Source organism: Nocardia brasiliensis (genome assembly GCF_042691675.1).
Taxonomy (GTDB): Bacteria; Actinomycetota; Actinomycetes; order Mycobacteriales; family Mycobacteriaceae; genus Nocardia; species Nocardia brasiliensis_D.
In genome coordinates, this window is the sequence record NZ_CP170507.1 from 2091896 (window position 1) to 2114340 (window position 22445).

At 68.4% G+C, this 22445-nt stretch carries 19 protein-coding genes; 16 read left to right on the forward strand and 3 right to left on the reverse strand.

Annotated elements, in window-relative coordinates; translation table 11 throughout:
• Positions 1 to 47 precede the first annotated feature (47 nt).
• From ACFK0J_RS09740 to proB, 8 genes are all read left to right on the forward strand, one after another.
• Positions 48 to 389 carry a DUF4233 domain-containing protein gene (locus ACFK0J_RS09740; RefSeq protein WP_378742727.1) on the forward strand — a complete coding sequence of 114 codons (342 nt, stop codon included), beginning with the start codon at positions 48 to 50 and terminating at the stop codon, positions 387 to 389.
• Between the two features lie 137 nt (positions 390 to 526).
• Positions 527 to 808, forward strand: a complete 282-nt coding sequence (locus ACFK0J_RS09745; protein WP_378738597.1) for a hypothetical protein — start codon at positions 527 to 529, stop codon at positions 806 to 808.
• A gap of 124 nt (positions 809 to 932) precedes the next feature.
• Complete coding sequence (gene ndk / locus ACFK0J_RS09750; protein WP_357383066.1) at positions 933 to 1349, forward strand: nucleoside-diphosphate kinase; 417 nt, start codon at positions 933 to 935, stop codon at positions 1347 to 1349.
• A 504-nt stretch (positions 1350 to 1853) separates the two neighbouring features.
• Entirely contained in the window at positions 1854 to 4904 is a 3051-nt protein-coding gene (locus tag ACFK0J_RS09755; protein ID WP_378738599.1) for a translation initiation factor IF-2 N-terminal domain-containing protein, read from the forward strand.
• Between the two features lie 334 nt (positions 4905 to 5238).
• Positions 5239 to 5550, forward strand: a complete 312-nt coding sequence (gene rplU / locus ACFK0J_RS09760) for a 50S ribosomal protein L21 (protein WP_218475229.1) — start codon at positions 5239 to 5241, stop codon at positions 5548 to 5550.
• A gap of 22 nt (positions 5551 to 5572) precedes the next feature.
• Positions 5573 to 5839, forward strand: a complete 267-nt coding sequence (gene rpmA / locus ACFK0J_RS09765; RefSeq protein WP_040732806.1) for a 50S ribosomal protein L27 — start codon at positions 5573 to 5575, stop codon at positions 5837 to 5839.
• Positions 5840 to 5997: 158 nt separating this feature from the next.
• Positions 5998 to 7452: a GTPase ObgE gene (gene obgE / locus ACFK0J_RS09770; protein WP_378738602.1), complete on the forward strand. Its 1455-nt coding sequence runs from the start codon at positions 5998 to 6000 to the stop codon at positions 7450 to 7452.
• Positions 7453 to 7648: 196 nt separating this feature from the next.
• On the forward strand, positions 7649 to 8746 hold the full coding sequence (gene proB, locus ACFK0J_RS09775) for a glutamate 5-kinase (protein WP_378742729.1): 1098 nt from the start codon (positions 7649 to 7651) through the stop codon (positions 8744 to 8746).
• A gap of 123 nt (positions 8747 to 8869) precedes the next feature.
• Here the strand turns inward: proB and ACFK0J_RS09780 are convergent, their stop codons facing one another.
• The 3 genes from ACFK0J_RS09780 to ACFK0J_RS09790 form a co-directional block, all read right to left on the reverse strand.
• Positions 8870 to 9994 carry a hypothetical protein gene (locus ACFK0J_RS09780; protein ID WP_378738604.1) on the reverse strand — a complete coding sequence of 375 codons (1125 nt, stop codon included), beginning with the start codon at positions 9992 to 9994 and terminating at the stop codon, positions 8870 to 8872.
• On the reverse strand, positions 9991 to 10365 hold the full coding sequence (locus tag ACFK0J_RS09785; RefSeq protein WP_218475235.1) for a hypothetical protein: 375 nt from the start codon (positions 10363 to 10365) through the stop codon (positions 9991 to 9993). Before ACFK0J_RS09785 ends, ACFK0J_RS09780 begins: the two co-directional genes overlap by 4 nt.
• A 92-nt stretch (positions 10366 to 10457) precedes the next feature.
• Positions 10458 to 11162 carry an ESX secretion-associated protein EspG gene (locus tag ACFK0J_RS09790; protein ID WP_378738606.1) on the reverse strand — a complete coding sequence of 235 codons (705 nt, stop codon included), beginning with the start codon at positions 11160 to 11162 and terminating at the stop codon, positions 10458 to 10460.
• A gap of 215 nt (positions 11163 to 11377) precedes the next feature.
• Between ACFK0J_RS09790 and ACFK0J_RS09795 the strand changes: the two genes are divergently transcribed.
• The 8 genes from ACFK0J_RS09795 to ACFK0J_RS09830 are packed head-to-tail and all read left to right on the forward strand — an operon-like array spanning position 11378 to position 22328.
• Complete coding sequence (locus ACFK0J_RS09795; protein WP_378738608.1) at positions 11378 to 14077, forward strand: phosphoenolpyruvate synthase; 2700 nt, start codon at positions 11378 to 11380, stop codon at positions 14075 to 14077.
• On the forward strand, positions 14067 to 17549 hold the full coding sequence (locus ACFK0J_RS09800; protein WP_378738610.1) for an AMP-binding protein: 3483 nt from the start codon (positions 14067 to 14069) through the stop codon (positions 17547 to 17549). The genes ACFK0J_RS09795 and ACFK0J_RS09800 overlap by 11 nt, the downstream gene beginning before the upstream one ends.
• The gene (locus ACFK0J_RS09805) at positions 17546 to 17815 is read left to right on the forward strand and encodes an acyl carrier protein (RefSeq protein ID WP_378738612.1); all 270 of its coding nucleotides are present in this window, start codon (positions 17546 to 17548) and stop codon (positions 17813 to 17815) included. The genes ACFK0J_RS09800 and ACFK0J_RS09805 overlap by 4 nt, the downstream gene beginning before the upstream one ends.
• The gene (locus ACFK0J_RS09810; protein ID WP_378738614.1) at positions 17812 to 18903 is read left to right on the forward strand and encodes an SDR family oxidoreductase; all 1092 of its coding nucleotides are present in this window, start codon (positions 17812 to 17814) and stop codon (positions 18901 to 18903) included. The genes ACFK0J_RS09805 and ACFK0J_RS09810 overlap by 4 nt, the downstream gene beginning before the upstream one ends.
• Positions 18900 to 19820, forward strand: a complete 921-nt coding sequence (locus ACFK0J_RS09815; RefSeq protein ID WP_378738616.1) for a nucleoside-diphosphate kinase — start codon at positions 18900 to 18902, stop codon at positions 19818 to 19820. The genes ACFK0J_RS09810 and ACFK0J_RS09815 overlap by 4 nt, the downstream gene beginning before the upstream one ends.
• Entirely contained in the window at positions 19817 to 20809 is a 993-nt protein-coding gene (locus ACFK0J_RS09820; protein WP_378738618.1) for a ScbA/BarX family gamma-butyrolactone biosynthesis protein, read from the forward strand. The genes ACFK0J_RS09815 and ACFK0J_RS09820 overlap by 4 nt, the downstream gene beginning before the upstream one ends.
• Positions 20806 to 21417, forward strand: coding sequence for a nitroreductase family protein (locus ACFK0J_RS09825; RefSeq protein ID WP_378738620.1), 612 nt, complete (start codon positions 20806 to 20808; stop codon positions 21415 to 21417). Before ACFK0J_RS09820 ends, ACFK0J_RS09825 begins: the two co-directional genes overlap by 4 nt.
• Complete coding sequence (locus ACFK0J_RS09830) at positions 21408 to 22328, forward strand: hypothetical protein (RefSeq protein ID WP_378742731.1); 921 nt, start codon at positions 21408 to 21410, stop codon at positions 22326 to 22328. The genes ACFK0J_RS09825 and ACFK0J_RS09830 overlap by 10 nt, the downstream gene beginning before the upstream one ends.
• Positions 22329 to 22445 lie beyond the last annotated feature (117 nt).

Genomic DNA, 22445 nt, shown 5'->3' on the forward strand with positions numbered 1-22445 from the left:
AGGTGCCGCCGCCCGCGACCGATCCGTGGAAAGGCTTCCGCGGCGTCATGGCGGGCACGCTGGTGCTCGAGGCGATCGTGGTGCTGCTCGCGCTGCCGGTCGTCGGCTCGGTCGGCGGCGGGGTGACCTGGGCCTCGGGGACCTACCTGGTGGCGCTGGCCGTCGTGATGTTCCTCGGCGCGGGATTGCAGCGCAGATCGTGGGCCATGCCGTTCAACCTCGGACTACAGGTCCTGCTACTGCTCGGCACCTTCATCCACCTGTCCATCGGAATCATCGGCGTCGTGTTCGCCGTGGTCTGGGGCTTCATCCTGGTGCTGCGCGCTGACGTGCGCAGCCGGATGGAGAAGGGCCTGCTGCCGAGCCAGCGCATCCAGCGTTCGTCCTGAGCGCATGACCCCGCCACCGGGGTCGAAAGTGTTGGGGTCGAGGTAATTCCGGTCTGCCCCGCAGCACCGCGGATCCCTACCGTGGCCGCTGATACGACGTCGAACGTGGCGTCGTACGGCTAGCGGAGGAGCAGTTCATGAAGCGGATAGTGGCGAATAGTGTTGTGGTCGGCGCGATTGCGGTGGGCACGATGATCGGCGCGGGCCAAGCGGCGGCCCAGCACGGCTTGCCTCTCGAACCAGCCGTCACCGCCCCTGACGCGGGCGCATCGGCTGCGCAGGCGGCACCGGTACGCGAGACCGGTACCGGGTCCGCGGAGGGCCTGTCCAAGCTTGCCACCACCCTGGCGACCCTGTCCGGTAACGCGCCCTGCGGCCCGGGCGGCAAGCCGGCTACGGGCAGCGAAATCGTCTGCTGATCGAAGACAACCAGCCGATTCGACGAAGGTGCCCCGACACTCCGGTGGGTGTCGGGGCACCGCCGTGTCACGCAGTCGAGCGCTGGTTCGGTACCGGGCGGGGGTGCCGGTTAGAGTGTGCGCCGTGACTGAGCAGACGTTGGTACTCATCAAGCCGGACGGTGTGGCCCGTGGCCTCGTCGGCGAGGTGCTGGTACGAATCGAGCGCAAGGGCCTGAAGATCGCGGCCCTCGAGCTGAAGCATGTGTCCGAGGACTTGGCCAAGGGCCACTACGCCGAGCACGCCGAGAAGCCGTTCTTCGGCTCCCTGATCGAATTCATCACCTCCGGCCCGGTCGTCGCGGCCATCCTGGAGGGTCCACGCGCCATCGCGGCATTCCGGCAGATCGCCGGCGGCACCGACCCGGTCGAGAAGGCCGTGCCAGGCAGCGTTCGCGGAGACTTCGCCTTGGAAACGCAGGAGAACCTGGTACACGGGTCCGATTCGCCCGAATCGGCCAAGCGCGAGATTGCTCTGTGGTTCCCGGAGTTCTCCGCCTGAAAATAGTTTGCGAGTTGGATTCGGTCGTGAGCGAGCGCAGCGAGTGAACCGAAGATGCAGCGCCCAGCGGGGCGCGGCCAGCCGAGCTTCAGCGAGGTTGGCCGTGCGCCGCGGTGAGCTCGCGGCGCGCGGTGTGGGATACTGACATCGGCTGCTTTTGATGCCGACTGTTCGCGCAGGTACGTGGACTATCGGGGCCATCGCAGCCGGATGACACACCGCGGTTCGATGCCGATCATCGCTGCCACGGACAAACGGCCCGGTTGCTGGGCCCGCTGTTCGCGTCGGCACGCTGGATGAGCGCTCACACCGTGGAGTTCAGCCAACAGCCAGGCGCCGCGTGACCAGTTAGCTCAACCGACGAACAATTTGGTGATAACCGGACATGCGGGGCGAGACCAGATGACCTTGCGCTGAACGGCGTGAGGCGAACGGACAGTGCCCCCGCGTCGGCCGCTTCACTCCTTACCGGGAGGGACGCGCCCGGGGGTCCGAGGAGACTTCGTGGCCGAAAAAGAGCCATTGGAAACAACACCACAGGATGCCGAACAATTGCCGGAGCGAATCCGAGTTCACGCACTCGCCAAGCTGCTGGGGGTAACGAGCAAGCGCATCCTGGCCAAGCTCACCGAGTTGGGGTCCGACGCGCGCAGCGCGCAATCGAATGTCGACCGGGCGATCGCGGAATCCGTCCGCGACGCGCTCGGCCCGCCGGAAGGCGACACCCCCGCGCCACCCGCGGCCCCGGCTACTGAGGCACCGGTCGAGCAACAGGCCGAGGCGCAGCAGCAGCAGCCGGAAACGCATAGCAGAGGTCACGGCGGACTGGTCTTTTCCGCGCCGGAACCGCTGATCGGCAACTCCGAGTCGGAGAACCCGAACGAGGTCGCCCACCAGCCTTCGGTGCAGCTGTTCACCCACCCGGTCCGGGAAGAGCCGCACGTCGCGGCGCCGGTGGTCTTCGAGTCCGCCGCCGTCGTGCAGGCCCCGCTGTTCCTGCCGCCGGATGCCGCGGCCGCCGAGCAGGCCCGACGCAAGCGCCGTACCGAGCGCGACGTCCGCCGCGAAGAACCGGTGGTCGAGCAACAGCCCGAGGAAGAGCCCGAAGCCGTCGAGGACGACCAGGAGTCGGCCGACCAGCAGGGCGACGCCGACGGTCAGCCGCGGCGCAGGCGCCGTGGCCGCCGTGGTCGTGGCCGTGGGCGTGGCGAACAACACAGCGACGCCGATGACGAGAACGATTCGGACGACAACGAGGACGAGCAGCCCGGCGAGACCGCCGAGCCGACCGAGTCCGCCGAGTCGACCGACGACAACACCGACACCGAGGACGACGAGAACGAGCCCGAGGGCGCGAGCCGTCGCCGCCGTCGCCGCCGTCGTCGCAAGGTGGCGGGCGAGCCGGCCGAGTCCGAGGTCACCGAGGACGACCCGCCGAACACCGTCGTGCACGAGCGCGAACCGCGGAACAAGAGCCGCGCTCGCGCCACCGTCGACGAGGTGCAGGGCATCTCCGGCTCCACCCGGCTGGAAGCCAAGCGGCAGCGCAGGCGGGACGGCCGCGACGCGGGCCGCCGCCGTCCGCCGATCCTGACCGAGTCGGAGTTCCTGGCCCGCCGTGAATCGGTGGACCGGGTGATGGTGGTGCGCGAGAAGGCGTTCCCCGACCACCCGACCGCCACCCAGGTCGCCGTGCTCGAGGACAGCATCCTGGTCGAGCACTTCGTCACCAGCACCGGTTCCGCGTCGATGGTCGGCAACGTCTACCTCGGCAAGGTGCAGAACGTGCTGCCCAGCATGGAGGCGGCGTTCGTCGACATCGGCCGCGGCCGCAACGGCGTGCTCTACGCCGGTGAAGTGAACTGGGAGGCCGCCGGTCTCGGCGGCAAGGAACGCAAGATCGAGCAGGCGCTCAAGCCCGGCGATCAGGTGCTGGTCCAGGTCTCCAAGGATCCGGTCGGGCACAAGGGCGCCCGGCTGACCACGCAGATCAGCCTCGCGGGCCGCTTCCTGGTGTACGTGCCGGGCGGCACCTCCACCGGCATCAGCCGCAAGCTGCCCGACACCGAGCGCAAGCGGCTCAAGGAAATCCTGCGCGACATCGTCCCCAACGACGCCGGTGTGATCATCCGTACCGCGTCCGAGGGCGTGGCCGAGGACGAGCTGGCTCGCGACGTGGAGCGGCTGCAGGCGACCTGGCGCACCATCGAGAAGGCGGCCGAAGGAAAGAACGACGGCCAGCCCAAGACGCTGTACGAAGAGCCCGACCTGTTGGTCAAGGTCATCCGCGACCTGTTCAACGAGGACTTCTCCAAGCTCGTCATCGAAGGTGACCGGGCCTGGAGCACGGTCGAGAAGTACATCGGCACCGTCGCGCCGGAAATGCTCGCCCGGGTCTCCCGGCACGACAGCAGCAACGGCATCGACGTGTTCGAGGCTTACCGGATCGACGAACAGCTGGCCAAGGCGTTGGACCGCAAGGTGTGGCTGCCCTCGGGCGGCACCCTGGTGATCGACCGCACCGAGGCGATGACGGTGGTCGACGTGAACACCGGCAAGTTCACCGGTTCCGGCGGCAGCAACCTGGAAGAGACGGTCACTCGCAACAATCTGGAGGCGGCCGAGGAGATCGTGCGCCAGATGCGGCTGCGTGATATCGGCGGCATGATCGTCGTCGACTTCATCGACATGGTGTTGGAGTCGAACCGAGACCTGGTGCTACGCAGGCTCACCGAGGCCCTCGGCCGGGACCGTACCCGCCACCAGGTGTCCGAGGTGACCTCGCTCGGCCTGGTGCAGATGACCCGTAAGAAGCTGGGCACCGGCCTGGTCGAGGCATTCTCCACGACCTGTGAGCACTGCCATGGGCGCGGCATCCTGGTGCACGCCTACCCGGTGGAGCCGTCCGCGGGCGACGACGGTGGGGCCGGACGCGGAACTCGGGAAACCGGTTCGCGTCGCCGCCGTGGTCGCGACAAGGGTGCGGCAGCCGCCGCACCCGCGGCCGCGAGCAATGGCACCGTGCCGGTGGAGGCCGAGGAGGACATCGCTGTCAAGCGGGCCCACCCGGTCGCGCTGGCGATGGCCGCGCATCACGGCGACGCCGACGACGACGAATCGGCCGATGACATCGAACCGCTCGAGACCGAGGACGTCGAGGTCGTGACGACCGAGGCCGCGGTCGCCGTGCCCGCTGAGGACGTGGAGACCGAACCGGCCGAGGTCGTCGAGGTCGTCGAGACGGTCACCGAGCCCACCCCGGCCGCCGAGGCTCCGGCCCGCGCGGAAGCGGTGCCGGAACCGGCCGCGGATCGCGCGATAACCAACGGTGCGCCGGAACCGGCCCCGCGCACCGGACGTCGTCGCAGGGTTGCTCGTTCGGCGGCCGCACCGGCCGCGGACAGCAGCGGTGCGGTGTTCGTGCTGCCAACCACGGAGCAGGCTGCTGCCCCCGTTGTCGACTTCACCGCCGAGGTCCCGGCGGAGGTGCCGCAGCGGCGGCCGCGCCGCCGTGCCGTCGGTCGTCCCGCTGGTCCGCCGCCCGCGGAGGGGTAGCGGCTGCTCTGACAGCTTTGATTCGGCCGGTCGTACCCCAACGGGGCGACCGGCCGAATCGTTGCGTGGTGGCGACACAGGGCTTGCTGTGCTCGCTACTCGGGGCTCGACGCGGGAAAGCCACCGAATCCCGGCGGCTAAAGGTTGCTCGGAGGCTGCCTACAGGCGGATTGTGTCGATGAGGGACTGCTCTGGTAACCTTGGTCGGTCGCTGCCTGGCGATGGGCGTTATACCACGCCCCGCGCAGCAAGCCAGCCAAGAACATCTCGCGTCGCGCAGTTGTGACGCGAGCAGAAACATGACTGTACTTAATCGAGTGGAGGAAGCCGACCGATGGCAACGTACGCGATCGTCAAGACCGGCGGAAAGCAGTACAAGGTCGCGGTCGGTGACCTGGTGAAGGTCGAGAAGATCGAGGGTAAGCCGGGTACTGCCGTCGCCCTGGATCCGGTTCTCGTCGTTGACGGGGCCGACCTGACCACCGACGCCGCGAAGCTGGCCAAGGTCTCCGTGGCCGCAGAGGTCGTCGAGCAGACCAAGGGCCCGAAGATCCGCATCCACAAGTTCAAGAACAAGACCGGCTACCACAAGCGTCAGGGTCACCGTCAGCCGCTGACGGTCATCAAGGTCACCGGCATCAAGTAAGACATCCCGAGGAGATTCAGCTATGGCACACAAGAAGGGTGCGTCCAGCTCCCGGAACGGTCGCGATTCCAACGCCCAGCGACTCGGCGTCAAGCGCTTCGGCGGCCAGAAGGTCAACGCAGGCGAGATCCTGGTGCGTCAGCGCGGAACCCACTTCCACCCCGGCGTGAACGTCGGCCGTGGCGGTGACGACACCCTGTTCGCCCTCGCGGCGGGCGCGGTCGAGTTCGGCACCAAGCGTGGACGCAAGACCGTCAACATCGTCGTCCCGGAGCCGGTTGAGGCCTGACCGCCTCAAACCTCTCCAGACACACCGAGCGGGTCAGGGTCGCAAACCCTGGCCCGCTTTTGTGCTTTCCGAAGACTCAGCGTGCTTTCCGAAGACCCACGCGCTCTAGTTGGGCGCACTCTGCGATCGACCAGTCCTGAAGGAGGATGATTCGGCATATGTCCAAGTTCATCGACCGTGTCGTACTGCACGTGCGTGCCGGCAAGGGCGGACACGGCTGTGCTTCGGTGCTTCGCGAGAAGTTCATGCCGCTCGGCGGACCCAATGGCGGTAACGGCGGCAACGGCGGGGACGTGATCCTCGAGGTCGACCCCAACGTGCACACCCTGCTGGACTTCCACTTCCACCCGCACGCCAAGGCCGGCAACGGCAAGCCCGGCGAAGGCAGCAACCGCGACGGCAAGCAGGGCACCGACCTGCTGCTCAAGGTGCCCGACGGCACCATGGTGCTCGACGGCAACGGCAAGGTCCTGATGGATCTGGTCGGCGCGGGCAACCGCTTCATCGCCGCCCGTGGCGGCCGCGGCGGACTCGGCAATGCCGCGCTCGCCTCGAAAGCGCGCAAGGCTCCCGGCTTCGCGCTGCTCGGCGAGGACGGCGAAGAGTGCGACCTGATCCTCGAGCTCAAGTCCGTCGCCGATGTCGGCCTGGTCGGCTTCCCGTCGGCGGGGAAGTCCTCGCTGGTCTCCGTGCTCTCGGCGGCCAAGCCGAAGATCGCGGACTACCCGTTCACCACCCTGGTGCCCAACCTCGGTGTGGTGCTCAGCGGCGACACCACCTTCACCGTCGCCGATGTGCCCGGCCTGATCCCGGGTGCCAGCGAAGGTCGCGGTCTCGGGCTCGACTTCCTGCGGCACATCGAACGCTGCGCGGTGCTCGCGCACGTCGTGGACTGCGCCACGCTCGAGCCGGGCCGTGACCCGGTCTCCGACGTGGACGCGCTCGAAGCGGAACTCGCGGCCTACAAACCGGCGCTGAGCGCCGACGCGACCCTGGGCGATTTGGCCGATCGGCCGCGCGTGGTGATCCTGAACAAGATCGACGTACCCGATGCCGCCGAGCTGGCCGAAATGGTCACGCCCGAATTCACCGCCCGCGGCTGGCCGGTCTTCGAGATCTCGGCGGTGAGCCGAGAGGGCTTGCGGCCCTTGACTTTCGCGCTCGCTGATCTGGTGCTGCAGTACCGCGCGGCCCATCCCAAGGCGGCGCCCGCGCGTCCGGTGATCCGGCCGATCGCGGTGAACGAGTCCGGCTTCAGCGTGATCGCGGACCCGCAGGAGCCGGGCGGCTTCATCGTGCGCGGCTCGCAGCCCGAGCGTTGGGTGAAGCAGACGCAGTTCGACAACGACGAGGCCGTCGGTTACCTCGCGGACCGGCTTGCCCGCCTCGGCGTCGAAGACGAGCTGGTCAAGCAAGGTGCCGAGCCGGGTGCCCCGGTGACCATCGGCAACGTCACCTTCGAATGGGAGCCGATGATCGCCGCGGGCATCGAACGGGTGCCCACCGGCCGCGGCACCGATATTCGGTTGGAACAGGACGAGCGCATCAGTGCCGCCGAGCGCAAGCACGCCTCGCGGGTGCGCCGCGGTCTGGTCAAGGACGACGAGGAGTAAAGCCAGTGGCCCGGTCCGGATTGCCCGTCAGCACGGCCGACCTGGACCGCCCGTCGTTTCGGGTAGCTGGTCCGCCGGATCGGCTCGGTCTACGACAGCTTTCGGCCGGGACGACTGGTTCGGCGGATTCGATTGCTGTGCAGGGAGTTCAGGGGCTATGACGGTGAATTCGGGTGTTACCGAGGTGGATTCGGAGCTGAGTGAGGCGCGGCGAGCGATCGCCTCGGCGCGCCGGGTGGTCGTGAAGATCGGATCGTCGGCGCTCACCAGCTTGGCGGGTGGGCTCGACACCGCGCGCCTCGATCGGCTCGCCGATGCGGTAGAGGCGCGGATGCGCGCGGGATCCGATGTGGTGGTGGTGTCTTCGGGCGCGATCGGCGCGGGTATCGCGCCGCTCGGCCTGAGCACCCGCCCGCGGGACCTCGCCACCAAGCAGGCTGCCGCGAGTGTCGGTCAGCTGGCATTGGCGCACGCGTGGGGCACCTCGTTCGCGCGCTACGGCCGCACGGTCGGCCAAGTCCTGTTGAGCGCGGACGATTTCGCGCGCCGCGAGCACCACCGCAACGCGCAGCGCACGCTGGATCGGCTGCGGTCGCTCGGCGCGATCGCCGTGGTGAACGAAAACGACACCGTCGCAACGGAAGAGATCCGGTTCGGCGACAACGACCGGCTCGCCGCGCTGGTCGCCCATCTGGTGGGGGCCGACGCACTCGTGCTGCTGTCGGATGTGGAGGGACTTTATGACGGCGACCCGCGCAAGGGTGCGGCAAGCTTCATTCCCGAGGTGCGCAGCAGTGCCGACCTGGACGGCGTGATCGCGGGCAGCGGTGGGGCGCTCGGTACCGGCGGGATGGCCTCGAAGTTGTCCGCTGCGCGGCTCGCCGCCGACGCGGGCGTTCCCGTACTGCTCGCCGCGGCCACCTCCGCCGCGGAGGCGTTGACCAGCGGCAAAGTGGGTACGGCGTTCGCGGCGAGGCCGGTTCGCTTGTCCGCCCGCAAGTTCTGGGTCCGGCACGCTGCCGACAGTCGTGGGGCGCTGCTCATCGACGACGGCGCGGTGCGTGCTGTCGCGGACCGGCGTTCGCTGCTCGCGGCGGGTATCACCGGATTGCGTGGGCGGTTCTACGGTGGTGATGTCGTCGATCTCGTGGGCAGTGACAATAGTGTCGTCGCCCGCGGTGTCGTCGCTTATGACAGCACCGAGCTGTCCGGCATGCTCGGGCGTTCCACCGCGGAACTGCCGGACACTATGCAGCGCCCGGTGATTCACGCCGACGACCTGGTGAAGGTCTAGCCGCACCGAAACCCGCCGGACGGCTCCAGCGCGACGAGCTCGGAGCCGGTTGCCGCACGCTGCACGCGGCTGCCACCCGGTGCGAGTTGTGTTGCGCGCCAACAGGAGTCGGCGCGCTCACGTTCACTTCTGCGAGGGGACCACGCCGGGTTGGTTGGTGGTCGACGGAGGTTGCGGCTGTTCGTCTTCCTCCGGTATCGGGCCGGTGACACCTGGCTGACCGCCCGGATCCGGAAGGGGCACAGGCGGTTCCGCCGGGCCGGGGAACGGCGGTTGGGGTGGCGGTTCGGGCAGAGGTGGCTGAGCAGGGGGCTCCGGTAGGGGAGGGGCTTGCTCGGTCGGCGGGGCAGGCGGTGCCTGGGTGGTCGGCGGTGGGGGCGGTGGTGCCTGGGTGGTCGGCGGTGGCGGAGGCGCCTGCTGAGTCGGTGGCGCTTCCGGAGTCGGCGTCGCGGAAGGTGGCGCCTGCTGAGTCGTCGGGGGTGAAGTCGGAGTTGGAGTTGGCGTCGGGTCCGGCACGGGCCGCGGCGGAGTCGTCGTGCTCGGTGGCGCTTGCGATTCCGGTGCCGACGGTGCGGGTCCGGGCACGGTCGGAGCGACGTTCGGTTGCTTGCCGTCCGGCTGACTCGGCTGCTGCGGCGTGTACTCCGGCTCGCTCGGCGGCACCGTCCGTTGCTGCTGAGGCACGAACGGCGCGGGCTTGACGTCGGTGGGCAACTCGGGTGGCGGCGGCAGCGCGGGAACGGCTTTGCCCGCCATCCCGTAGGCCGGTTTGTAGACCATGTTCATCGCCAGCACCGCCTCTTGGCGCATCGCCTCCTCGGCCATCTTCGCGTCGATGACGTGCGCCGCCTCGAGTAGTCGCGCGACAGCGCCGATCGGACCGGACGAGCCAGGCGGTGCCACCGCGATCTTGACCGCTTCCGCCGCCGCGGCGACGCCGCCGAGCCGGGCGCCGACCTGACCCATGATCGCGGCGAGTTCGTCCACCGAGGACGCGAAACTGTGCGTGCTCGCGTACGCGGCGTCGGCCGCCGCACCCTTCCACTCCATCGAGTTCATCACCCGGTCCACGCTGCCGCGGGTGAGCGGGAACGAGGTGCTGAGCGTGGCCGCCACCTCCAGCCAGGCGACCGAGGCTTGCAGCACCTCGGCGGCGTTGATCTGCTGGGTCTTCGCGTAGATCTCTTCGTGCCGCATCGACTCGAAGTGCTCCATCGAGCTGATGTAGTCGGGATCGGTGCCGCTCATCGGGGGAGCCTCGATGCGACGGCCCGCAGGGCGGCGGCGTTGGCGGCGTCGGCCTCGTCGAGCAGCCCGCCGCTGATCAGGAAGGCCTCCTTCAGCCGGTAGGCAGCCTCGATGTAGTGATCCAGCAACGCCGCGGCATCCCGCGCCTTGTGATTGAACCCGGCCTGTAATTGCTGGGCCGAGACGAATCCGCCGAATCCGCCGAGTTCCGCGGCGGTTTCGAGACGTTGTTGCAGGTAGATCAACCGCTCAGCCTGCCGGTCGTACATCTCGGCGCATCGTCGCGCCGCCGCCGGATCGAATTGGACGGTGCCTGCCTGGGCCGCTTGCTTGAACCGGACGATATCGGCTCGGCTGGTCTCGATCGTCATCGCACACCCCTGAGATGGTCGGTCAGCCTCAGACTAGCCCGAAGCGGAGCCAACGGGCAGCAGTGGTTATCGGTTGGCATCGAAGAACGGGTTCATGCCTGAATGCGCTTCTGTAGTTGCGCGGCGATCTGTTCGGCGGAGGCGGGGGTGATGTGAACTTCCGCGCCCGCTCTGATGAGGTAGCGGCCGTCGCCCTGGACATCGAACCAGGTGTAGTGGATCGGCGGTGCCGGGGTCGGGTGGTTCAGCCGGGACTCGATCCGGATATGGCCTTCCGCGCTATGCGGTTTCAGCAGCAGCTTGCGGATGCGAGGCGCGGTCGGCTGTTGCGCGACCACGACCTCCTCGTCGCGAACGGCCGCTGTCGGTGCCACCCTGGCCGGTTCCCGGCCGGGCGGGGTGTCCGGCAGCAGACCCGCGATCCGGGCGCCCAATTTGCCGCTGTGCCCGATCGTGAGGCGCACCCGCCCGCCGAAATCCGGGGACGAGCCCGGCTCCTGCACGGCGAGCACGGCCCGGTCGTAGATCGCCGCGGCGAGCAGCCGGATCTCGCTGCCCGCGGTGTGCGCGCCGCCGATCGCGACGATCCGGGTGTGCGGTGCCGCAAGGATGCGCAGGCAGGCGCTCAAGTCGGGGTCGGCGCCGAGTGGCAGCCGTTCGTCGAGGGTGGCGCGCAGCCGATCGGCCTCGTCCTCGGTGCGCGGGGTTTCCAGAATGCGGAGCGGATACGGGTGCCGATCGAGGTCGGTTTCGCGCCAGACGTGGGCGAACTCGTCCGGACTGAAGGTCCAACTCACCGCCCGAATCACATCCTCACCGAACCCACCGGAACTGCTTCGTAGCTTAACGGCAGCCGCGGGCGACGGCGGTCGCCGCACCGAGCACCTAGGATTGTGGGCTAACACTGCGGTGAATTCTCGGATATATCCAAACAACCCCTTTAGTTTGCTCGGCCCACCCGTGCCGGAGCACTGTGCTCCGGACGACGACCAGGGGTGAATGGGAGCATGCCGTGCAGGTGCTTGGACCGTGGACCGATATCGCGACGATCGCCGCCGTTGGCGGCGGTAAAGCGCGCGGCTTGCACCGTTTGGGGCAGTGCGGGTTTCGGGTTCCGGACTGGACCGTTCTCGGCACCGATGTCTTCGCGCGTTTCACCGCCGAAGGCGATCTCGAGCGGGCAGTGACAGAGGTCACAGCGCCGGACGAGCTCGACGCGGCGCTCGTAGCGGGCGCTGAAGTGCGCGCCCGGATCGGTGCGACACCGTTGCCGCAGGAGATTCGCGAGCTGATCGCCGACGCCTACGAGCGGCTCGGCGGCGGGCCTATCGCGGTGCGTTCGTCCGTCGTCGCGGAGGACGGGCCGGAGCACTCGTATGCGGGCCAGTTCGATTCCTTCCTGAACGTCAACGGCGTCGACGCGGTGCTGGACCGGGTGCGCGACTGCTGGGCGTCGGCATTCTCCGAGCGATCGCTCCGCTACGCCTTCGCGAACAAGCGGCCGAGGGCGACCGCGGTCGCCGTTGTGCTGCAACGCCTGATCGTGGCGCGGGCCAGCGGTGTCATGTTCACCGCGAATCCGATCAGCGGCGCGCGCGACGAACTGGTCATCAGCGCGGTCTACGGGCTCGGTGAGGGCCTGGTGTCCGGCGCGGTGGACGCGGATTCGGTGGTGGTGGACAAATCCTCCGGTGCGGTGCTGGAAACCGTGGTGGGCGACAAGGACCGCTCGTATGTGCTCGCGGGCGATCAGGGCTGTGCCATCAGCGTGATCGACCCGGCGCGGCGGGAACTGCCCGTGCTGACCGACGCCGAGATCGCCGAGGTGGCCGAACTCGGGCGCAAGGTGGAGGCGGAATTCGATGCGCCGCAGGACGTGGAGTGGGCGATCGACGACGACGGGCTCTGGTTCCTGCAATCGCGGCCGATCACCACGGCGCTCGGTGTCCGGCCCGGCGCGCTGATCCGTGGTGCGGGCGAGGTCGTTCCGGATGGCGAACAACGAATCTGGGACAACTCCAACATCATCGAGAGCTTCAACGGTCTCACCTCGCCGCTGACCTACACGACCGCCGCCGACATCTACGGCCGTGTGTACCACGGCTACGCGAAATCACTGCGGGTACCCGACGAGCAGTTGCGGCAGACCGAGCAGTGGACTCCGGTGCTGCTCGGCTACTTTCACGGCCGCGTCTACTACAACCTGCTGCACTGGTACCGGATGGTGGGCATCGCGCCGGGCTATCCGCTGAATCGCAAGGTGCTGGAGGCCGCGCTCGGCGTGGACGAGCCGCTGCCCGACGACATCGCGAAGACATTGCGCCCGTTCACCTTCGACAACCCGGTGCGCCGGTTGCGGTCGCGGTCGGTGACCACCCTGACCTATCTGCGGCGCCTGTTCGGCATAGATGACATCGTCGAACAGTTCATGACCGACTTCTATCGCGTCTACGACGAATACGAGGCCATCGACTACACCACCCTGACCGGCGCGCAAGCGTACGCGGCATACCGAAAGGTGGACCGCGACCTGGTCGAGCGCTGGGGCCCGCTGATGGTGCTCGACGCTATCCTGCTGACCTGCACCGGATTGATGTTCCTGCTAACCAAACTGCTGTTGCCGAAGGCGCCGGAGTGGTTCCTGTACGCGGTGGTCGGCCCCGGCGCCGATGTCGAATCCGCCGAACCCGCCCGTGCGATGAAGGCACTCGCCGACAAGGTGCGTGCCGACCCGGAACTGACCGCACTGGTGAATTCGACCGCGCCGGAACAGATCTACCCGGCGCTGGCGGACCGCCCGGACTTCCGTGCCGAGGTCGACGCCTACGTCGATCGCTACGGCTACCGCAGCCTGGACGAGCTCAAGCTGGAAACACCGGACCTGCGCGAAGATCCGGCGAGCCTGTTCGTCATGTTGCGCAGCGCCCTGCCGGACGCGCCGCTCGGGCACCGCGACGAAGCCGAGGAATATCTCGACGCGCACCTGCACGGCTTCCGGCGGCGGATCTATGAACGGCTGCGCGGCAAGGTTTCCCGGTGCGCCGCACACCGCGAACGGCTGCGGTTCTGCCGGACCAGGGCCTTCGGCATGGTCAAACGGATGATCCGGGTGATGGGTCGCGACCTGGCCGAGCGCGGCGTCATCGACGAGTTCGCCGATGTCTTCTACCTGACCGTGCAGGAGCTGCGCGGCTGCTACGAAGATGCCGACACCGCCGTGCTGCGCGAGCTCGTCGCCGCACGAAAGGCTCAGCGCGCCAAGGACGCCGAGTTGGTGGCTCCGGCCCGGTTCGTCACCATCGGGTCGACGTTCGGCCGCGCCGAACTGGCGAGCCAGGGCTGGGTGCCGATCACCGACACCCCGGCCGCCGAGGCGGGGACCGTGCTCGCGGGTACGCCGTCGGCGTCCGGGCTCGTCGAGGGGACAGCCGTCGTCGTGGACGAGCCACGCGACGTCGCAGGTGGCATCCTGGTGGCTTACCGGACCGATCCCGGCTGGGTGGCCGCACTGCCCTCCGCGTCGGCCCTGGTCATCGAGCGCGGCAGTCCGCTCACCCACGTCGCCATCGTGGCGCGGGAACTCGGGGTGCCGACGGTGGTGCAGGTGAAAGACGTGACCAAACGGGTCCGGACCGGTATGCGGATTCGGGTCGATGGCACCCATGGGACCGTTACCGTGCTGGCCGAAGGAGATGTCCGCGATGGATCATGACAAAGACGTTGCGGCCGTCCGTGATTGGCTAGCCAACCCGGCCGGACAGGCCGGGATCCATCTGGCCGACGAGGCCGACGGCTGGGAGTACCGGAGCTACGCCGAACTGGCCGAGCAGACCTGGTCCATCGCCGCACTGATGCGGCAGCACGGGATGGGCAGCGGCGACGGCGCCTGCGTCATCATGCCGACCGGCTTTCCCTGTGTTGCCGCGTTCTACGCGGTGTGGGCGTGCGGCGGGGTGTTCACGCCGGTCGCACCGCCGATGTTCGGTGACCTGGATCAGATCATCGCGCACATCGCCGCGATCCTGACCCAGGCGAATCCCCGGCTGGTGGTCACCTCGACCGAATTCGAGCAATTGGTGCGGCAGGCGGCGACGGCGGCCGGACGCACCGACGAACCGCTGGTGATCGACGCGGCGACGCTGAATCCGTGCCCGCCCGCCGAGCGGGTATTCGGCGCGCCCGACGAGTGCGCGCTACTGCAATTCACCTCCGGGTCCACCGCCGCCCCGCGCGGCGTGCGGGTGAGCTGGCACAACCTGGCGAACAACATCGCGATGATCTCCGCGCTGGTCGAGTGGCGCCGCGGCGAGGCGATGGTGTCCTGGCTGCCGCTCTATCACGACATGGGTTTGGTCGGTGCGTTCCTCACCACCGTCACCAACCAGGGAGACCTGTACCTGATGCGCCCGGACCAGTTCGTCCGCGAACCCGTGCGCTGGCTGCGGGCGATGGCGCAGGCCCAGCACGCACCGTCGCCGTCGTTCGCGCTCGGCTATGTGGCGCATCGGGTTTCGCCCGAGGAGATCGCCGACCTCGACCTGTCCGGCTGGCGCACGCTCGCCGTCGGATCCGAGCCGGTGGAGGTGGCCGATCTCCAGTCGTTCGCGAAACTCACCGGCCCGCGCGGATTTTCGATGGACGCCTACACGCTGGCCTACGGGTTGGCGGAGGCGACGCTGATGGTGACCTCCTCGGCGCGGCATCGCCCCATCACCGCGTTGCGCCTCGACACCGCGACGCTGCGGTTCGGCGAACCCGTCACGGTCCTGGAAGAGCAGTTGCTCGATGACTCGCACCGCGTCGACGGCGCGGGGTGGATCACCGGGCTCGGCTACTCGACTCCGGAATCGACCGTCACGGTGGTCGACGAGGAAGGTCGGGTGCTGGCGGACGGCACACTCGGCGAGATGGTGGTGGTCGGGGACTCGGTGGCGCTGGGCTATTCCGACGAGTCCGATACCGCGTCCACCCGGATCGTGGACGGCGCGCTGTACTCCGGTGATGCCGGATTCCTGCATCGCGGCGAGGTTTTCGTGCTCGGCCGGATGGGCTCGAGCCTGAAGGTGCGCGGCCGGTCGGTGTTCATGGAGGACATCGAATCGCGGGTTGCCCAGGAAACCGGGCTCACCAAGGGCAAACTCGCCGCCGTGGCGATCACCGAACCGGGCGAGCAGGGGATCGCGCTGTTCGCCGAATCCAAGCCGGGCGATTGGATTTCCGAGGCGCGCAAGATCATTCGCAGCGAACTGGGCCCCGCGCAGACAGTCACTATCGTCACCGGCCCGCGCGGCATCATCCGACGTACCTCCAGCGGTAAGCCGCGCAGGCGGCATATGTGGGAGCAGTTCCGCGGCGGCGCGCTGGCGGATGCGGTCGTCCACGAACCTCCCGGCCGTTCCGGCGAGAGCCCGAATCGAGTGGTTGCCGACGGGCCCGAGCCGACACTGGCGGCCGAACGGGTTCGCCAGCTGCTCGACCATGCACTGGAAAGCGTGGCGGTGCCCGCGGATTCGACGGTGTTGTTCGAGGGATCGCTGGCCGAGGGATTCGGCAACGAGGGGTCCGACGTGGACTTCCTCGTGCTCGCACCCGGCGACGAGGAACTGCCGACGTTGCCCACGGTGCTGTTCATCGACGGCCGCCGGGTGGAGGTGCGCACCCGCTCCGAGGCGCAGCTGCGTCGGCAGCTCGAACAGGTGGCGAAAGCCGCGAAGGTGTCGGAGCTGGCGGAAGACCTGCTCAACCGGTGTCAGCGTTTCCTGCGGGCGACGGTGGTCCGTCGCGGCGGACCCGACGTCGATGCCTTGCGTGCGCTGCTGCCGCACGCCACTTTTACGACACTGATCGCCGACTGGTGGTTCGCCAGGGCTGTGCATGCGCTGCGGTACGCGGGCGCGCTGCGCGCGCTGCGGGCGCGCGACGAAGCGATCGGCTGGGTGCGCGACGGCTTGCTCCAAGCCATGAAGGGCTGGGCCGCGCGCCGTGGCGAAAGCTATCTGGAGACCAAATGGCTGCCGCAGCAGCTGGATCGGATCGGCGGCGACGAACTCATCGACCGCTACCGCGATCTCAGCGATCCCGGTGCGTGGGCGGGCGACGATACGACGCGGACCCACGGTGACGCGCTGCCGGGTGTGCTCGGCGATGCGCGGGCGCGGGCGCTGTCCGAGCAGGCGACCTGGGCGCAGCTTCTCGAACTCGCCGAGGCGCTGGGGGTCGCGGACGTCGTCGATGATCCTGACCAGCTCCTGTTCGCCAGGGTGCCCGAGGTGACGACTTGGACGATCGGCAAGCGGGTGCATGTCATCCGTGGTGACAGTGAGGTGTTCGCGCTTTCGGACAGCGGTGCTCGCGCTTGGCGCTCGGTGGTATTCCGCCATTCGCTCGCCGCAGTGCTCGCCCGCGCAACGCACGACATCACCGCCGAACTGGCCGAGTTCCTTCGGCTCGGTTTCGTCGGATTGCAGTGGCGGCGTGGCGAAGTGCTCATGCCCGCGCTCGCCATGTGCAAACCGGTGCGGCCGTACACCCCGGTGGCGTCCGCGCTGGCGCCCGCTCTCGGCGTGTCCGGCGCGGCGCGCGAGGATGCGATCGCGACGTTGTCGCCACTGCCGGCCCGCCGTTTCACCGAGTGCGCGCTGAACCTGGTGTGGTCGAACATCGTGCTGGAGAACGCCCGTGAGGACCTGGCGGGCGCCGTCAAGGATGGGCAGGGGGCGGTCGCCGATATCGCGGCGCACCGGATGGTCGCCATGGGCGTGCGGGTGGTGTTGTCCGCCTTCGGTATTCACCCGCTACCGGCCGATGTCGCGCCGATAGCGACTTTGCGCCGCATCCTGCCACCGCACGCCAAAGGCCGTGACGATCTGCTCGCGCGGCTGGAAACCGCCGGACGGATGCGGTTCTCGGAGATTATCGCCAACGGCGGTGACACGCTGGCAGGCGTCGCGGTCCTGGACGATTTCGTGACGCTGGTGCGCTCCGTCGCCGCGGACCCGGACGCAACCGGATTCCCGGCCTCGTTCGACTCGCGCGAACAGTGGCGGCGCACCCTGGCCATCGGCTACGACTGGCTGCGCGTCGCAGGCTATCTCGACACCGAGCTGCCCCTGGACGAGGCCCGAGACCTGCTGGCCTCCGGCGGGCAGCAACCACATCTGCGCGACGAAGGGGTCCGGTCATGACCGCCGTAGCCGACGCCGCAGTCGCCGAGCGGGTGCGCACCCTGGTCACCGCCATGGCGCCGAACCCGCAGGCAGCAACCGACGATGGTCAACGGCTCATCGAGGACCTGGGCTTCGACTCGCTGCGGTTGATGGAGCTCACCGTCGTACTGGAGCGGGCGTTCGACCTGCCGCGCTACAAGCCGGAGCAACTCGTCGGTGTGCGGCGGGTCGGTGAGGTCATCGGTTTGATTTCGGGTTCCCTGGCCGAGGGCGGCCGGTCATGAGTGGGCGCGACACCGTGTTGGTCACCGGTGCGACAGGATTGGTCGGTGCGGAAGTCGTAGCCCGCCTGGCCGCCGCCAGCCGACCGGTCGCCGCTGTGCTGCACAGCAATTCGCGCATCGTTCGCAATGACGGCACCGTCCTCGGCGCGGGCAGCCAGGTCGCCGGTGACATTCGCAGCCCGGGATTCCGACTGTCCGAGCGTGATCGCGTGGACCTGTCCGAACGCGTCGGCATGATCGTGCACTGCGCTGCCACCACGGCGTTCGATGCCACGGCGACGGACTACGAAGAACTCAATGTGCGCGGCACCGCCAACGCCATCGCGCTCGCGCAGGCGTGGGATGTGCCGCTCGTGCATGTCAGCACCGCCTACGTGTGCGGACGGCGCGGTGGCACCATCACCGAGGATGACCTCGACGCGGGCCAGACCTTCGGAAACGGCTACGAGGAGAGCAAGTTCCGGGCCGAACAGCTGGTGCGTGCGGCCGGGGCACAGGGCTTGCGCTGGGCGATCGTGCGGCCGGGCATCGTGACCGGCGCGACCGGAACCGGCGTGATCCGCGAGTACAAGAACCTCTACACCGTCGTCAAACTGATGGTCGAGGGCAAGTTGCGGTCGCTGCCCGGACGGTACGACGCGACGCTCTCGCTGGCGCCGGTCGATCATGTCGCCGATGTGATCGCCGCGGCCGTACTGGATTTCGACTCGGCGCATCACCGCACCTTCCACGCGGTCGGCCAGGACACGCTGTCGCTGCGTGAGGTATCGGATGTCCTCGCCGAATATCCCTCCTTCGAAGTCGCCACCTTCGTGCCCGCGGCGACCTTCGACGTCAACGATCTCGACGCCATCGAGCGGGAGTACTACCTGCGCATCGGCTCGCTCTACACCAGTTACTTCGAGCGCCGTCTGGTCTTCGGCACGGCGAATGTCGAAGTGCTGCTCGGTAAACCGTCTCCCTCGACCGGCAAGGAGTATCTGCGGGTGCTGCTGGACTACTGTCTCGAATCCGGCTATCTCGGCGTGCCGCTGCCGTCGATCGAAGAAGTGCTGGCCGGCAACGACTTCGGCGGGGTGGACCGATGATTCCGCCGCTGCGCGAGCTGCTCGCCGCGCTGACGCCGCAGCCGGAGAAGGTGGCGGCCTATGTCGACGACACCTATGTGCAGGAGACTGTCGAGCATCTGGACCGCCTCGGCGTCGACGCCGCGAAATTCGCCAGGGAGCACTCACTGCTGCTGCTCAAGCCGGATGCCATTGTTGCCAGATCGGTCGAGCCGACGCTGAAATGGCTGGCGGACAATAACTTCCGGGTCGTGGCTGCCTTCCGGGTCGCGGTCGATCGGCATTTCGCCCGCGCGCTGTGGTACTTCGCCTGGAATATCGCCTCGCCCGAACGCAGGCGGTTGGCCGACCTGCTGGTGGGCATCTCGGACGTGCTGGTGCTGGTGGTCCGCGGCGTGGACGCGGAACTGCCGGTCCCGGTGCGCCTCACCGAGGCCAAGGGCGCGACCGATCCGCGCAAACGCAAGCCCGGCGAGCTGCGCTATCTGCTCGGCCGCCACAACTATCTGCTGAATCTGGTGCATTCGCCCGACGATCCCGCCGATGTGCTGCGGGAGCTCGCCATCTATCTGGACGAGCGGAGCCGGGCGACGGTGGTCGCACAGGCGGGGACGGGCGACGATCGCTCCGCCGACGCCCTGGTGATCGCGGACGACCTCTACGCGCAGGCACCCGCTCGCAGCTTCGACCGCGCCACCGCGGTCGAACGGATCCTGCGCGACCTCGAGCGGACCGGTTCGACGGCCCCACCCGGTTTCGACCCGCAGGACGACGCGGAGTGCGCCCGCCTGCTGTATTCCGCGTGGGCCGACGGCCGGGAACTCGATCCCTGGTCGGTCATCGTGCTCGGGTCCTATGTACTCCCGATGCGGGTCGGTACGCAGCCGCAAACGCTGCGACCGGTATCCGCGCAAGACTGGCTGGAGGAACGACCGTGACGGCGAACGTGGAAACGGTGAAGACAGCAACCCATCTCCGCACCATCTCGCGCGAGCTGGCGCACCGGTGCGCGGTGTCCGAGGTGTTCGTCACCTCGCTGGACACGGTGGCCGAGGACGAGTTCGTGGTCGGCGCCCAATTACCGAGAATGCACGCCTATTACGGCGACCACACCGGGTCGCTTGCCCTGCGCCACGATCCGCTGCTGGTGATGGAGGCCGCCCGGCAGGCCGCGATCGCGCTGAGCCACGAGTTCTACGGGGTGCCCGCCGATATGGCGTTCATCGTGCGCACCTTCAACGGCACCGGCGCGGATACGCCCGCGTGGGAAGTCGGCACCGCGCCCGCCGATCTCGTGATGCGGGTGCGGGTACCGCGGCGGCACGTGCGCGGCGAGACCGTGCACGGGCTGGACATGGTGCTGGAAATCGACTGCGGCGACGAGTCGATGATGACCGTGGACGGTTCGTTCTCGTGGATGACCCAGCGGCAGTGGTCCTCGCTGCGCGGCGCCTTCCGGAAAAGCCTTGGGCTCGGGCCGTATCGGGGTGCGTCCGCGCTCACCGACCGCGCCGCCTCGGCCGACGTCGGGCGGGAGAACTGGCGCAATGTCGTGATCGCCCCGCCGCAACTGTCCGGGACCACCGCTCGCGCGCTGCTCGTCCCCGATCTCGGCCACCCGTTCCTGTTCGATCACCAGCTCGACCACGTGCCGGGCAGCCTGCTGATCGAGGCGTGCCGGCAGACCGCGTTGGCCATGGTGCTGCACCGCGCGCCCCGATTGGAATGCGTCGGTAGCGCTTTCGAGCGCTTCGTGGAGTTGGACCGTCCAGCGGAATGCGTTGCCGAGATCACCGGCCAGCAGGCCGACCGGACGGTGATCCACTGCGAGATCCGACAGGCCGACGCGGTAGCGGCCGAGGTCGATCTCGAATTCGCCGACGACGAACTGGGTTTCGGCGCCGAGGGACCGGAGGCAGGCCGTTGACGGGCACCGAACTGCTCACCACCACCCGATCGATCCGCCGCCGCCTCGACCTGTCCCGCCCGGTCGAGCGGCGGGATCTGCTGGAGTGCCTGGATATCGCGGTCCAGGCGCCCAGCGGCAGCAATCGGCAGCCGTGGCGATTCCTCATCGTGCAGGACGGCGATACCAAGGAACGGATCGCGGGCTACTACCGGAAAGGGTTCGCCGCCAACCTTTCCGGCCGCACACCGCGACCCGACCAACTCGGCGACCTCGCCTCCGGGCAGTATCTCGCGGAGCATCTGGCCGAGGTGCCCGCTCTGGTGATCGTCTGCTCGCTGGGCCGACTGCCGGAGCCCGCGTCGGCGCTGCGGCTGGCGAGCTTCTACGGTTCGGTCTATCCGGCGGTATGGAACTTCATGCTCGCGCTGCGCGCGCGTGGTCTCGGATCGTGCCTGACAACGGCGCACCTGGCCTACGAACGGGAGATCGCGGAGCTGTTGGGCATCCCGTTCGACGAGGTGACCCAGGTGGCCATGGTCCCGGTCGCGCATCTGTTGCCCGGTAGCGACGCGCCCGGTCGGCGGACCCCGGCCGCCGAGGTGACCATGTGGGATCGATGGGTGTGACCCGGCCGCTGGTGTCCGTCACGCGGATCGCCCGGTTCACCGCGGTGATGTACAAGCCGCACTACCTGCTGTACGGCGTGCTGTGGGTGCTCGCCCTGGAGGGCACGGCTTCGCTTGTGACGCAGCCGGATTCGCCGTGGCGTCCGACCTCGGCGACCGTCGTCCGGATCGCGGTCGTCGCGTTCGTCCTGCTGTACCTTCGGATGGTCGACGAGCAGAAGGACCTCGAATACGACCGGGTGCACAATCCGGACCGTCCGCTGGTGACCGGTGCGGTGAGTGCCGTCGAGTTGCGTGCCGCCATGGCTCTCATCGCGATCGGCGCTGTCGCGGGCAGTCTCGCCCTGTCCGTGGGTTCGGCCGTAATGATCGCTGTCGCAATGGCTTACGGTCTGGCGCTGTGGGGCTTCGAACGGCTGTTCGCCACCGTGCGGACCAACATACTGGTGAATCTGGTCGTCACCTATCCGGTGCAGCTGCTCGTCACCGGTTACGTCGTGGTGTCGGCGATCGACACCGGCGAGGTGCGCGCGCACTGGCAGGCAGCGGCGGTGGCCGTCATCTTCGCCGGTGCGTTCCTTCAGTTCGAGTTCGCCAGGAAGACGTCCCGCGAACGTCGGCCCGACGAGCTGCTCTACTCGAATGCGCTGGGTGACAAGGGCAGCACCGCGGCGGCCGTGCTGTGCGCGGGTGCCGCCGTGCTGTGTGCTCTCGTGCTCGTCCGGCCGTGGGAGTATTCACTGCCGTCGTCGCTCCTCGGCTGGCTGCCTGTGCCGTTGCTGCTGATTCCGGCGTTCGGGGCGGTGAGATTCCTGCGCAGTGACCGCGTCGACTACCCGGTGCTACCCGCGGTGGTCTTCATCCTCGCCCTCTATCTCGCGCTGATCGGCCAGGCCCTGGCCCTGCCGTAGCCGGACGGGAAAACGTCCAGGTGCGCCACCGTCGTGTCCTCCTCGGGTCAGGCTCGGTTCTGGTGAAATACGGCAGAGGACGATAGGCGATAGGCATTGATGCCGATGCGGTGGTCC